This is a genomic window from Flavobacterium sp., assembly GCF_044348915.1.
Classification (GTDB): Bacteria; Bacteroidota; Bacteroidia; order Flavobacteriales; family Flavobacteriaceae; genus Flavobacterium.
On the sequence record NZ_JBIKRX010000075.1, the window covers coordinates 1 to 13,949 of the forward strand.

A 13,949-nucleotide genomic window follows, 5' to 3' on the forward strand; every position below is an offset into this window, starting at 1 on the left:
TAGATACAATAGAAGGTCAAATATGGGGACAATCTTCGATGTGTTAATGAAAAAGATGGTGAAATTTGAATAAATATCAATAAAATCAATAGATAACAAGGGTGCTCTAAGCGCCTATACCTAAAAAGAAAATTTGCGGGACAATATGAGTAACCTTGAATTAGTACTCAATATGTTGGCAGAAGCCACCACGACAGAAATTAGTAAAGAAAAAAAGCCTAAAAACTTTGTTGAAAACAAAAAAATTGCCAAACAAGGCGGAACAATTGCTGGAAATACTCGCAAGCAAATTGAGGAAAAGACAGGAAAAAAAGTGGTCAATACCTTGAATGCTACTAATTATTTGGGCAAGAACAAAGCATTAGAATAATGAAAAATAAATTTTACGAATACATACAAAATCTACAAGAGAAAATCTGTGCAGGATTAGAAGCTTCTGATGGTCAAGCTAAATTCCGTGAGGATATTTGGACTCGATCAGAAGGTGGAGGAGGACGAACCCGCGTGATTGAAAACGGTGATGTTTTCGAAAAAGGCGGTGTCAATATTTCAGCAGTGCACGGAAAATTACCCGATAGTATGCAAAAGCTATTCAACGTTGGTGAGGCTGATTTTTTTGCCTGTGGATTGAGTTTGGTTTTGCATCCAAAAAGTCCAATGGTGCCAACGGTTCACGCCAATTGGCGCTATTTTGAGATGTACGACCCTTCGACTCCGCTCAGGGCAGGTTCACGGAAAGTGATTCAGCAATGGTTTGGCGGCGGACAAGATTTAACGCCTTATTATTTGTTTGAAGAAGATGCAAAACACTTTCATCAAACCTGTAAAACCGCTTGCGACAAACACAATGCAGATTTTTATCCAAAATATAAAAAGCAATGTGATGCCTATTTTTGGAATGCACATCGTAATGAAGCCCGAGGAATTGGAGGATTATTTTTTGATTATTGCAAAGCGAATGAAGAAATGTCAATGGAAAATTGGTTTAACTTTGTAACAGAAGTAGGCAACAGTTTTCTGGAAGCTTATGTCCCAATTGTCGAAAAAAGAAAAAATGTATTATATTCGGAATCCAATAGAACTTGGCAGGAAATTCGTCGCGGCCGTTATGTCGAATTCAATTTGGTTCACGATAAAGGCACCTTGTTTGGTTTAAAAACCAACGGCAGAATCGAAAGTATTCTGATGAGTTTGCCGCCACACGTGCAATGGGTTTACGACCATCATCCTGAAAAAGGAAGTGAAGAAGAAAAATTATTAAAAACATTAGAAAAGCCTATTGATTGGGTTTAAGCAAAAAGTGAAACAACTTTAAACCTTAAACTTTTAAACAATTTTAAACAATATTTTATGTTCCCATTACAAAGAGGCAGAAGATTGCGTGTGAATGAAAGCATTCGTTCCTTAGTTCGAGAAACTACATTAAGTCCAAGTGATTTTATGTTTCCAATGTTTATTGCCGAAGGCGAAAATATAAAAGTAGCTATTCCTTCAATGCCTGGAATCTACCGTCGTTCGATAGATTTAACCGTCGAGGAAGTCAAAGAAATATATGCTTTAGGAATTCGAGCGGTGAATATCTACGTAAAAGTAAGCGAGAATTTGAAAGACAATGCCGGTGTCGAAGCTTGGAATCCCAATGGATTAATGCAACAAGCCATTCGTGCCATCAAAACGGCTTGTCCTGAAATGATTGTGATGCCTGATGTAGCGCTAGACCCCTATTCTATTTATGGTCACGACGGAATTATCGAAAACGGTGATGTTGCCAACGATGCAACTAATGAAGCTTTGGTAAAAATGGCCGTTTCACACGCTCAAGCAGGTGCCGATTTTGTAGCGCCAAGCGATATGATGGACGGTCGTGTACTGCGTTTGCGCCAAGGATTGGATGCAGCGGGATTTCAGAACGTTGGAATTATGAGTTACTCTGCTAAATATGCTTCGGCATTTTACGGGCCGTTCCGAGATGCTTTAGATAGTGCCCCACGCGAAGCGGATGTAGTAGTTCCAAAAGACAAAAAAACCTATCAAATGGATTATGCTAACCGTATCGAAGCCATCAAAGAAGCTTTATCAGATGTCGAGGAAGGTGCCGATATGGTAATGGTAAAGCCAGGAATTGCCTATCTTGATATTGTTCGCGAAGTGAAAAATGCGGTCAATGTTCCGGTAACAGTTTTCCACGTTTCAGGCGAATATGCAATGATCAAAGCTGCTGCCGAAAGGGGTTGGCTAGACCACGACAAAATTATGATGGAACAACTTATGTGTATCAAAAGAGCGGGAGCAAGTCTGATTTCGACTTATTTCGCCAAAGAAGCAGCAATAATTTTAAAATAAATAAAAATGAAAAAAGCACTTTTATTATTAGCCATTTTGGCTTTTGTCTCTTGCAAAAAAGAGAGTGAGGAATCCTTCGGAAAGTCTGAAACCACAACCGAAGTTCAAAAACCAGAAGAGTTAGGAAAAACTCTTTTTGAAGGAAAAGGCGCCTGTCTAGCTTGCCACAAACCCGATGTAAAAGTTATTGGGCCAAGTTTGCAAGACATTGCCAAAATCTATAAAGAAAAGAACGGCGATATGGTTACTTTCCTAAAAGGCGAAGGCGAACCAATTGTCGATCCAACACAATATGCAGTAATGAAAGCGAACTTTGCAATAACAAAAACAATGACTGAAGAGGAACTTAAAGCTTTAGAAGCCTATGTTTATTCACATTTAAAATAAAACCAGCCCTACTATAAACAAATAAAAAGGAGATCATATTCTCAGAAACCATTTCCCTTGAAATGGTTTTTTGTTTTTATTAAATCATTATATTTGAATATTCTATATCTTTTTATGATGAAAACAAAAATCGCAATCACACTGTTTTTTCTTATCAGTTTTTCTCTAAACGCACAACACTCCATTATCCCTAATCCGGTTAGTTATGTTTCACAACAAGGAAGTTTTGTCTTAAACGAAAACACAAAAGTCTTTTTGGTTAATTCAAATCCCGAGCTGGCTAAAATTGCCAATTTGCATTTTAATTCCTATTTAAGAAAAGGATTATCTGTTTCTCTAGAAAAGCCTGTAAAAAGCTCAAACCTCATCCTTATTGAAATAAATAAAACCCTGGACCAAACCATTGGAAAAGAAGGATATACTCTTAAGGTTAACGACAAAGCAATTGTACTAAAAGCAAATTCCACATCAGGATTGTTTTACGGACTACAAACGTTCGATCAATTATTGCCTATTAATGGTGAAGGAAATTTAACGATTCCAGCTTGCAATATCATCGATTATCCGCGTTTTGGCTGGCGAGGTTTAATGCTCGATGTAAGCCGCCATTTTTTTACTAAAAACGAAGTAAAAGAATACATCGACTGGATGGCAAAGTATAAATTTAATGTGCTACAATTGCACCTTACGGATGATAATGGGTGGAGAATCGAAATAAAAGGCTTACCGAAATTGACCGAAATTGGTGCTTGGCGCGTCGAGCGATTTGGCACATTTGGCGAAAGGGAAGCTCCAAAACAAGGAGAAAAAACGCCTTATGGTGGTTTTTATACTCAGGATGACATCAAGGAAATTGTAAACTACGCCTTGGAGAAACAAATTACAATTGTACCTGAAATTGATGTGCCGGGACATTCAATGGCGTTGCTGGCAGCATATCCTGAATTATCAACCCAAAAAGAGCCAAAGATGGTGAATCCAGGTTCTAAATTTGCCGAATGGCACGGTGATGGCACTTTTACAATGACAATTGAAAACTCTCTGAATCCCGCCGATGAGAAAGTGTATTCCGTTTTGGACATCATATTTGGAGAAATTGCCTCATTATTTCCAGGTGATTATATTCATTTAGGTGGTGACGAATGTTATCACGGCTATTGGGGAAAGGATGAAAATTGTAAGGCTTTGATGAAAAGAGAAAATTTGAAAGACTCCAAAGAATTGCAAAGTTACTTTATCAAAAGAGTGACCAAAATCATCAATACCAAAGGAAAAAAAGTGATTGGTTGGGACGAAATTCTTTATGGCGGTTTGGCCGATGGAGCTGCGGTAATGAGTTGGAGAGGCATTGAAGGTGGAGTAGAAGCGGCCAAATTAGGTCACGAAGCCATTATGTCGCCCAATACTTTCTGCTATTTAGATTATGTTCAAGGTGATCCCTCGGTCGAAGTGCCCGTTTATAGCAAATTGACCTTAAAAAAATCCTATGAATTCGAGCCTGCGCCCGAAGGAGTCGATGCAAAATTAATTTTGGGAGGACAAGGAAATCTTTGGACAGAAAAAATCCCAACGATTCAGCACGCTTTTTACATGACTTATCCACGTGCATTTGCAATTATAGAATCGGTTTGGAGTCCAGCCAAAAATAAGAATTGGGACAATTTTTCTGCCAGAGTGGAACATCATTTCAAAAGATTCGATGCAATTGAGAAAACCATTTGCAAAGCAGTTTATGATCCCATTGTAAAAACAAAAATGAACGGTGAAAAATTGATGTGCATCCTTTCAAGCGAAATGCCAAATGCCGAATTGCACTACACCATAGATGGCTCATTTCCGGCTAAATATTCTCCAAAATATACCAACGCCTTCGAAATTCCAAACGGAGATATAACACTGAGAGTAGTTGCTTACAGAGACGGAATTCAAACAGGAAGAATCTTAACCATTAGTAAAGAAATGCTTAAAAAAAGGGTTGAGAAATAAAATATATCTATGGAAACCGCCTATATCAAAACACCTTTAGGAACTACCAAAATAATTGGCGATGAAAACGGAATTTCGATGATTTCAGTTGCTGATAATGGCGCTATTTCTGCAAAAATTCCAACTGTTTTGCAAGAAGCCATTTCGCAACTCAACGAATATTTCGAAGGTAATAGACGCAACTTCATTTTCAAATTAAATCCAGCCGGAACCGAATTTCAACAAAAAGTTTGGAAAGAATTACTCGAAATTCCTTTCGGCAAAACGATGTCTTATCTGGAATTGTCGAAGAAATTGGGTGATGTCAAAGCCATTCGTGCTGTGGCTTCGGCCAATGGAAAAAACCCGCTTTGGATTGTGGTTCCCTGTCATAGAGTTATTGGCACCGACGGTTCGCTCACGGGTTATGCTGGAGGATTGTGGCGCAAAAAATGGTTGTTGGAACACGAAAATCCCTCGAAGCAACAAGAGTTGTTTAGGAACTTATAAATTAAAAGTATATTTGAAATGTAAAAACCAGGAATATCTATTATTCTGAAAACCAATTTAAAAAACGTAAATGTAGTTTTATCAATATCTTATGAAAAAAAAATTCTATTTAGTCCTATTTATATTCGAAACTTGTTTAATTTCTGCCCAAATGCAATTATATAAAGACCCAAACCAGCCCATAGACATTCGCGTTAGCGATCTTTTAAGTAAAATGACACTTGACGAAAAAGTGGCTCAAACGATGAGTATTTGGCAAAAAAGAAACGATTTTTTGTATGATGCCAATGGGAATTTTGATATTGAAAAAGCAAAAAAGAATCTATCTTTTGGTATAGGTGAAGTAAATCGTCCAAGCGAAAACCCCAATCCATCAAATGGGAATTTTGGGCGAAATCCTAAACAGATGGCGGAAATCACAAATGCAATTCAAAAATTCTTTGTCAATAATACACGCTTAGGGATTCCTGTTTTATTTCACGAGGAAGCTTTACACGGATTACCAGCTAAAGATGCAACAAGTTTTCCTCAGTCGATTGCGCTTGCCTCTACTTGGGATGATGAATTGATAAAGCGCATTTTTACTGCTGTCGCTGCTGAAGTTCGCTCGCGTGGTGCCCAGCACGTCTTGGCCCCTGTTATAGATATTGCTCGTGATCCTAGATGGGGACGATTTGAAGAAACCTATGGCGAAGACCCTTATTTAGTCTCTAGAATTGGCGTTGCAGCAGTAAAGGGTTTTCAAGGAGAAAATACTACACATGGAATTGATAAAAGCCACGTAATGGCTACTTTGAAACATTTAACCGGGCACGGACAGCCTGAAGCTGGAAACAACACCTCACCTGCAAACTTGGGAGAGAGAGAAATAAGAGAAGCTTTTTTACCTCCATTTTATGCGGCTATTAAAGAAGCAAATGCACAGTCCGTTATGGCTTCATACAACGAAATTGACGGTGTCCCTTCGCACGCTAGCACTTTTTTGCTGAAGAAAATTTTGAAAGAAGAATGGGGTTTTAAAGGGGTAGTGGTATCTGATTATGGTGCTATTTCGGAACTTCAAAGTCGCCATCATTTGACAGAAACTCAAGCCGAAGCTGGAATATTGGCATTCAAAACGGGGGTTGATATTGAAACTCCAGATATTACAACATACCAATATTTGAAACCCGCTGTTGAATCAGGAAAGTTATCAGTAGGAGTTCTTGATGAAGCCGTATCTAGAATTTTGAAAGCAAAATTTTTAATGGGTCTATTCGAAAATCCTTATGTCGATGTTGCCAATGCTGAAGTGGTTTCCAACTTGGAATATAGCAAAAAATTAGCAAAAGAAGCTGCCGATAAAGCCATTGTTCTATTACAAAACAACGATGATTTTTTGCCCTTGGATTTAATCAAAATAAAATCAATTGCCGTCATTGGACCTAATGCAGATCGTGAACAATTAGGTGGGTATAGTGACTCCCCGAAATATGTAGTTACATTATTGGACGGAATAAAAAACAAGTTTGGCGATAAGGTTAAGATTTCTTATTCTGAAGGTTGCCGATTGATTGAGGAAAATCAATGGAACCGTTGGTATAAAGATAAAATTACGCCTACAACGACCGAAGACAATATCGCAAGAATTGAAGAAGCGGTTAAAATTGCCGAAAAAGTGGATGTTATTATTTTAGCACTTGGTTCAGATGAAGCATTAAATAGAGAAGGATGGGCGGAAAACCACTTGGGAGACCGATCGAGTATTGAACTTTTTGGTCAGCAAAATGAATTACTAAATAGAATGTCAAAATTAGGAAAACCAATCGTAGTTACTTTATTCAATGGAGCCCCATTGGCAATTCAAAACGTACAAGAAAAAGCAAAGTCCATTTTAGAATGTTGGTATTTAGGCCAAGAAGGAGGAAATGCAGTTGCTGATGTATTGCTAGGCAATGTGAATCCAAGTGGTAAATTACCGGCAACTTTCCCGCGCAACACGGGTCAAATTCCAGCTTATTATAATTATAAACCTACAGCTAGAAGAGGCTATCATTTTGAAGATAACACACCACTTTATAATTTTGGTTTTGGTTTGAGCTATACTAGTTTTACGGTTTCTAAACCCGTTTTAAGCAAAAACAGTATCAAAATTGGAGAAAGTTCTTCAATAAATGTAACTATTACAAATTCCGGAAAAAAAGATGGTGATGAAATCGTTCAGATGTATATTCACGACCTAGTAAGTTCCGTTACACAGCCTGTAAAAGAATTGAAAGGTTTTAAAAGAGTTTCCTTGAAATCTGGAGAAAGCAAAACTATTTCAATTGACATTACTCCTGATAAACTTTCGGTATGGGATTTAGAAATGAAGAATAGAATTGAAGCAGGTGATTTTGAAATAATGATAGGCAATTCTTCTGCCGACAAAGATTTACAAAAAGTCATCCTGAAAGTTGAATAGCCATTATAAAATTCAAAAAAACATCTAATACCGTGTTTTGGTATAGAAAAAAAGGTGCTGAATTACAATTCGTTACGAAATATTTGACCAATGATAGAAAAAATCAACCTCAACAACATTTTATTTCTCGATATTGAAACTGTTCCTGAAGTGTCCGATTTCAATACCTTAGACGACGAAATGAAAACACTTTGGGAACACAAAACCCAGTACCAGCGAAAGGACGACTTTACTCCTGAAGATTTTTATGAACGTGCCGGAATTTGGGCCGAGTTTGGGAAAATTGTCTGCATTTCAGTTGGGTATTTTACCATAAAAGGCGACATTCGGAATTTTAGAGTGACTTCTTTTTTTGGAGACGAAAAGAAAATGCTGCGTGATTTCAACAATCTTTTAGACAATCATTTCAACCAGCCGCAACACGTTTTGTGCGGTCATAATGCTAAGGAATTCGACATTCCATTTCTTGCTCGAAGAATGATCATTAATAATATTGCCATTCCGAACAAACTCAATTTATTTGGAAAAAAACCTTGGGAAATTCCGCATTTAGACACTTTGGAATTGTGGAAATTTGGTGATTACAAGCATTTTACTTCCTTAAAATTAATGTGCAAAGTGCTGGGAATCCCTTCTCCAAAAGGAGATATCGACGGCAGTAAAGTGGGTCACGTTTTTTATGTGGACAAAGACATTGATAGAATTGTAACCTATTGCGAAAAGGATACTATTGCGGTAGCTCAGATTTTCTTGCGATTACGACGAGAGGATTTATTAATTGAAGAAGAGATTATTCACGTTTAAACAATTTCAATAACAATAATCAATGGCAATTTCAATTAAAAAAATGACATTAATTAACTTTTGAAAGTAAAGAAGCAATTTTTCATATTTGAAAATTCTTTATTGTCATTGTCATTGACATTGCAATTGACATTGATTTATTACATTTACAAAAAAAAAAGATTATGGTATTAAGTAGATTTTGGCTGGTAATTTTTATTTCATCGATTGCATTTGTAATCTTCAGTTTGTTTTCTGGGAACAGCTACACGATTGACAACGTTTTGAACGGCAAAAAAGACGACCCAATTCTGATTTCAGAAAAATATATTGAGCAGCTTCCTGTTTTTATAAAAGACAGCATCAAGAAGGCACCTGATCAGACAATGATTATCAACCGCGACAGCTTAAATGCGGATACTACTTATGTGTATAAAAACAAAGTAGTTAAAATTTTTAGTGGTGTTCAAAAATCGGATGGACTATTACCAACTTGTAAAGCTACTTTATTGGATTTGATTCTGCCACTTATGGCGTATTTAGCCTTTTTCTGTGGTTTGATGGAGCTGTTAATCATTTCTGGCGCGTCCGAAAAACTAGCAAAAGCATTGAGTCCGGTTTTTATTAAAGTGTTTCCAAGTATCCCAAAAAATCACCCTTCGATTTCCTATATGACTTTGAACTTTTCGGCGAATTTCCTAGGATTGGATTCGGCTGCTACCCCTTTTGGGTTAAAGGCCATGGAGAGTTTACAGGAAATAAACCCTGATAAAGATAAGGCAAGCGATGCGCAAATTATGTTTATGTGCTTGCACGCTTCTGGACTTACTTTAATAGCGACTTCCATTATTGGATATCGTGCTGCAGCAGGCGCTAGCAATCCTGCCGATGTAATGTTACCTTGTATCATCACTTCTTTTATTGGCACAATTGCTGCTTTTTTAATTGTTGGAGTAAAACAAAAAATCAATTTCAAGAGCGCTTCTTTGGTAGTTGGATTAATGGTTTTAATTGCGGCTATCATAGGTTTGTTGATGTATGTAAATCACTTAGATTTAATTGGCAAAAACTATTTCACCTCGAATCTTTCGGCCTTAATATTAGTAAGTATTATCATTTTTACTTTGATTTTTGCCTTTATTAAAGAAAAGAAATTCACAGAAGCCAACACGACTGTTTATGAAGCGTTTGTCGTTGGAGCTAATAATGGTGTTAAAACCGGAGTGACCATTTTTCCTTATGTTTTGGGAATGTTAGTGGCTATTTCGTTGTTCAGAAACAGTGGTTTATTTGAAATTATTAGCAATTGGATTGCTTTTGCTTTTTCGAATATGGGAGTAAGCAAACAAATCACCGATGCCTTGCCTGTAGCCTTGCTACGGCCATTTAGTTCTGCTGGATCTCGAGGATTTTTGATCGATTCGATGAATACTTTTGGTGCCGATTCGATGACAGGTAGATTGAGCAGTATTTTTCAATGCAGCGCCGAGAGTACGTTTTATGTGATTGCGGTTTACTTTGGTTCTGTAAATATCAAAAACACTCGATATGCTTTGGGAACGATGCTTCTGGTTGATGTGATTTGCGTGATTACGGCAATTTTTGTGGCGAGTTGGTTTTTTTAGAATAAAAAAACTATGAGTCGTTTATTCCGTAAGTTGATTTTTTTGTGGGTAGGCAATACTTGTATGTGGTTTTATTATGGAGGCAACAAGAAGATGGAGGATGTTGCTAAAGAAGATAATGAGATTTTAGGATTAATAGTGACTATAATTTTAGGCTTTCTAATTTATTTTTCATTTAAATAATTTATAACAATTCTAAAGTATAAGTTGACATAAATCACAAAGATTTCCTTCTACAATTCTTATATTTGACGTTCTAAAAAAACTCATGTTATGGACTTTATATACCAGGATCCTTATCCAATTTTAAAAGACGAAACCAAATACCGTAAAATCACTTCTGATTTTGTAAAAACAGAAAAATTAGGCGAAAGAGAAATCTTGACCGTTGATCCAAAAGGCTTGGAGTTGTTAGCCCAAGAAGCGTTGAAAGATGTTTCGTTTATGTTGCGAACTGCACATCTAGCAAAACTAAGAGCTATCCTTGACGATCCAGAAGCAACCGATAACGACCGTTTTGTGGCCTACAATTTATTGCAAAATGCAGTTGTAGCCATCGATGGCGAATTACCTTCTTGCCAAGACACAGGAACAGCCATTGTAATGGCCAAAAAAGGCGAAAATGTATATACAGGAGTCGATGATGCCGAATGGCTATCCAAAGGGATTTTTAATACCTATCAAGAAAGAAATCTTCGTTATTCTCAGATTGTGCCTATTAGTATGTTCGAAGAAAAAAATTCCGGTTCGAATCTTCCTGCTCAAATTGATATTTATGCCAAAAAAGGAGCTTCTTACGAGTTCTTGTTTTTGGCAAAAGGTGGAGGTTCTGCTAATAAAACCTATCTATACCAACAAACGAAATCTTTATTGAATGAGAAATCATTGGATGCTTTTATTCGTGCCAAAATTATGGATTTAGGAACTTCAGCTTGTCCACCATATCACTTGGCTTTGGTGATTGGAGGAACTTCTGCTGAAGCGAATTTGGCTGCCGTTAAAAAAGCCTCAGCAGGATATTTCGATCATCTTCCTACTTCAGGAAATATGTCGGGTCAGGCTTTCCGTGATTTAGAATGGGAAAAAAGAGTACAATTGATTTGCCAACAAAGCGCCATTGGAGCTCAATTTGGTGGTAAATATTTTACTCACGATGTGCGCGTAATTCGTTTGCCACGCCACGCCGCTTCTTGTCCAGTTGGATTGGGAGTTTCATGTTCAGCTGATAGAAATATCAAAGGGAAAATTACCAAAGACGGTGTTTTTGTAGAACAATTGGAAGTGAATCCAAAACAATTTTTACCTGAAACTCCACCTCATTTGGAAGAAGCTGTTGAAATTGATTTGAACCAACCCATGGTTGATATTCTTAAGAAATTGTCTCAATATCCAATCAAAACCCGTTTGAAACTCAACGGAACGTTGATTGTAGCCCGTGATATTGCTCACGCCAAAATCAAAGAATTATTGGATGCGGGTAAACCAATGCCTGAATACTTTAAAAATCACCCAATTTATTACGCAGGTCCTGCAAAAACACCGGAAGGAATGCCTTCGGGAAGTTTTGGTCCAACAACAGCGGGTAGAATGGACGTTTATGTTGAAGAATTCCAAAAAAATGGTGGAAGTATGGTGATGCTTGCCAAAGGAAATAGAACCAAAGAAGTGAAAGAAGCTTGCTTAAAATATGGCGGATTTTATTTGGGTTCAATCGGTGGGCCAGCTGCAATCTTAGCGAAAGATAATATCCTTTCGGTTGAGGTAGTTGATTTTGAAGAATTAGGAATGGAAGCCGTTCGAAAAATTACCATTAAAGATTTCCCAGCTTTTATTATTACCGATGATAAAGGAAATGATTTCTTTGAGAATTTGTAGCGTTTAACCACAAAGAAAAACACAAAGTTCACAAGGTTTTTTAACCGCAGGTTCACAGATTTAAAGCGATTTTAAAATCTGAGAATCTATGGCTATTTTTTTTAGATTTTAATCAATTATCATTTCTGGAATTTCGCCTTCGATAATTAAAGTGGCTTCGGTGGATGCGATGATGTGTTCAACAGGAACGCCTGGTGCGCGTTCTAAGAGTTTAAAACCTTTTGGTGTTACTTCCATTACGGCTAATTCGGTTACGACTTTTTTTACGCAACCAACGCCAGTTAAGGGCAAAGTACATTTTTTAAGAATTTTGCTTTCTCCTGCTTTGTTGACGTGCATCATAGCCACGATAATATTCTCTGCCGAAGCTACTAAATCCATTGCACCACCCATTCCTTTTACCATTTTACCTGGGATTTTCCAGTTGGCAATATCGCCGTTTTCGGCAACTTCCATCGCACCCAGAATGGTCAAATCGACGTGTTGACCACGAATCATTCCGAAACTCATTGCCGAGTCAAAGAAAGAAGCGCCTTTCAACGTCGTAATGGTTTGTTTTCCAGCGTTGATTAAATCAGCGTCTTCTTCGCCTTCAAAAGGGAAAGGTCCCATTCCGAGAACGCCATTTTCGCTTTGAAATTCGACGTCAATTCCTTTTGGGATATAATTGGCTACCAAAGTTGGAATACCAATACCGAGGTTTACAAAGTATTTGTCTTTGACTTCTTGGGCGATGCGTTTGGCGATGTCTTCTTTTGTTAGCATAATTTTGTTTTTTGAAACATATAAGTCATATAAGGTGGTAAATTTTTATGCAAATCCATTTATATTCAAATTAAAAATTTCGTTTATAGTGAGGTTAAATTTTACATTCCAGTAGTAACTTCCTCCATCAAGAACCATAATTTCACTTGTCAACCATCGTTCAGTATTGTTTTCGTTCTTAGACCAGAAACAGTTAATGAACAAAATTCGGTCGCCATTTTTATCAATATAGCCGAAATATTGTCGCTTATATTTATTCAATTTTATATGAATAATTGGAGTCGAGAATTGATTTACTAACTCTTTGTTTGAAGTTTTTAAATTGTTACTTAATGCTATTTCTGCTTTGTCAATTTCTTGTCTTGTGGGAGTGAAACGTTGATCAGAAATAAATTCAAAATAGTTTTCAGGAAAGATTGCTACATCGAACTTTTTTGTTTTATAATGGTCCGCTTCTTTAAAGGGAATGTTTGTCTGTCCGTAACTGTTGAAAATTTTCAGCAGCACTAAAGTCAAAATTATTACTGTTCTTGTCATTGTCTCGAACTTAAAAAAGGTGTTAAAACTATTTCCTTCTCAAACTGATCACTAAAAACTGACCACTGAACACTATCTTTTTCTCACCGTTCTCTTCTCAATCCTTTTCTCATATTTCTCGCCTTGAAAAATGCGTTGCACAAATATTCCGGGAATATGAATTTGGTTGGGATCGAGGGTTCCGGCTTCTACTAATTCCTCGACTTCAGCGATGGTAATTTTTCCAGCGCCAGCCATACAAGGATTGAAATTTCGGGCGGTTCCTTTGAAAATTAAGTTTCCTGCTGTGTCGCCTTTCCAGGCTTTTACAATAGCAAAATCGGCTTTGAAAGCGAGTTCCAGTACATGCATTTTTCCGTTGAATTCTCGGGTTTCTTTGCTAATGGCGACTTCTGTTCCGAAACCTGCGGGTGTGAAAAAAGCAGGAATTCCAGTTTGGGCTGCACGACAACGTTCGGCTAGTGTTCCTTGAGGGATAAGTTCAACTTCGAGTTCTCCGGAAAGCATTTGGCGTTCGAATTCGGCATTTTCTCCCACGTAGGAAGAAATCATTTTTTTGATTTGGTGTTTTTGCAAAAGTAATCCAAGACCAAAATCATCGACTCCGGCATTGTTGGAAATACAGGTGAGATTGTTTGTTTCTTTTTTGACGAGTTCGGCAATGGAATTCTCTGGAATGCCACATAATCCGAAACCTCCCAGCATTAGGGTCATTC

At 37.3% G+C, this 13,949-nt stretch carries 14 protein-coding genes; 11 read left to right on the top strand and 3 right to left on the bottom strand.

From position 1 onward, the window contains the following. Positions 1-145: 145 nt before the first annotated feature. The 11 genes from ACIQ1E_RS11440 to ACIQ1E_RS11490 all read left to right on the top strand — a co-directional run bounded on the left by ACIQ1E_RS11440 (position 146) and on the right by ACIQ1E_RS11490 (position 11,931). Positions 146-370, top strand: coding sequence for a hypothetical protein (locus ACIQ1E_RS11440; protein WP_396171439.1), 225 nt, complete (start codon positions 146-148; stop codon positions 368-370). Beyond that, on the top strand, positions 370-1,293 hold the full coding sequence (hemF, locus tag ACIQ1E_RS11445; protein ID WP_396171440.1) for an oxygen-dependent coproporphyrinogen oxidase: 924 nt from the start codon (positions 370-372) through the stop codon (positions 1,291-1,293). Before ACIQ1E_RS11440 ends, hemF begins: the two co-directional genes overlap by 1 nt. Positions 1,294-1,350: 57 nt before the next feature. Beyond that, complete coding sequence (gene hemB / locus ACIQ1E_RS11450) at positions 1,351-2,343, top strand: porphobilinogen synthase (protein ID WP_396171441.1); 993 nt, start codon at positions 1,351-1,353, stop codon at positions 2,341-2,343. Between the two features lie 6 nt (positions 2,344-2,349). Then, positions 2,350-2,730, top strand: coding sequence for a c-type cytochrome (locus ACIQ1E_RS11455; RefSeq protein ID WP_396171442.1), 381 nt, complete (start codon positions 2,350-2,352; stop codon positions 2,728-2,730). Between the two features lie 114 nt (positions 2,731-2,844). Further along, positions 2,845-4,716, top strand: coding sequence for a beta-N-acetylhexosaminidase (locus ACIQ1E_RS11460; protein ID WP_396171443.1), 1,872 nt, complete (start codon positions 2,845-2,847; stop codon positions 4,714-4,716). A gap of 9 nt (positions 4,717-4,725) precedes the next feature. Beyond that, on the top strand, positions 4,726-5,205 hold the full coding sequence (locus ACIQ1E_RS11465) for a methylated-DNA--[protein]-cysteine S-methyltransferase (RefSeq protein WP_396171444.1): 480 nt from the start codon (positions 4,726-4,728) through the stop codon (positions 5,203-5,205). 151 nt (positions 5,206-5,356) lie between these two features. Next, on the top strand, positions 5,357-7,648 hold the full coding sequence (locus tag ACIQ1E_RS11470; protein ID WP_396171445.1) for a glycoside hydrolase family 3 N-terminal domain-containing protein: 2,292 nt from the start codon (positions 5,357-5,359) through the stop codon (positions 7,646-7,648). A 90-nt stretch (positions 7,649-7,738) separates the two neighbouring features. Next, positions 7,739-8,452 (top strand): 3'-5' exonuclease, encoded by a 714-nt coding sequence (locus ACIQ1E_RS11475; protein ID WP_396171446.1) that lies wholly within the window; start codon positions 7,739-7,741, stop codon positions 8,450-8,452. A gap of 164 nt (positions 8,453-8,616) precedes the next feature. Beyond that, positions 8,617-10,056 carry a nucleoside recognition domain-containing protein gene (locus tag ACIQ1E_RS11480; RefSeq protein ID WP_396171447.1) on the top strand — a complete coding sequence of 480 codons (1,440 nt, stop codon included), beginning with the start codon at positions 8,617-8,619 and terminating at the stop codon, positions 10,054-10,056. Positions 10,057-10,068: 12 nt separating this feature from the next. Then, a complete protein-coding gene (locus ACIQ1E_RS11485; RefSeq protein ID WP_396171448.1) occupies positions 10,069-10,239 on the top strand; it encodes a hypothetical protein in 171 nt (56 codons plus the stop codon). Positions 10,240-10,329: 90 nt separating this feature from the next. After that, positions 10,330-11,931, top strand: a complete 1,602-nt coding sequence (locus ACIQ1E_RS11490) for a fumarate hydratase (protein ID WP_396171449.1) — start codon at positions 10,330-10,332, stop codon at positions 11,929-11,931. Positions 11,932-12,039: 108 nt separating this feature from the next. Here the strand turns inward: ACIQ1E_RS11490 and ACIQ1E_RS11495 are convergent, their stop codons facing one another. The 3 genes from ACIQ1E_RS11495 to ACIQ1E_RS11505 all read right to left on the bottom strand — a co-directional run bounded on the left by ACIQ1E_RS11495 (position 12,040) and on the right by ACIQ1E_RS11505 (position 13,947). Beyond that, a complete protein-coding gene (locus tag ACIQ1E_RS11495) occupies positions 12,040-12,696 on the bottom strand; it encodes a CoA transferase subunit B (protein ID WP_396171450.1) in 657 nt (218 codons plus the stop codon). Between the two features lie 45 nt (positions 12,697-12,741). Continuing rightward, positions 12,742-13,233 carry a hypothetical protein gene (locus tag ACIQ1E_RS11500; protein ID WP_396171451.1) on the bottom strand — a complete coding sequence of 164 codons (492 nt, stop codon included), beginning with the start codon at positions 13,231-13,233 and terminating at the stop codon, positions 12,742-12,744. A gap of 72 nt (positions 13,234-13,305) precedes the next feature. After that, positions 13,306-13,947 carry a CoA transferase subunit A gene (locus ACIQ1E_RS11505; RefSeq protein WP_396171452.1) on the bottom strand — a complete coding sequence of 214 codons (642 nt, stop codon included), beginning with the start codon at positions 13,945-13,947 and terminating at the stop codon, positions 13,306-13,308. Positions 13,948-13,949: the final 2 nt, after the last annotated feature.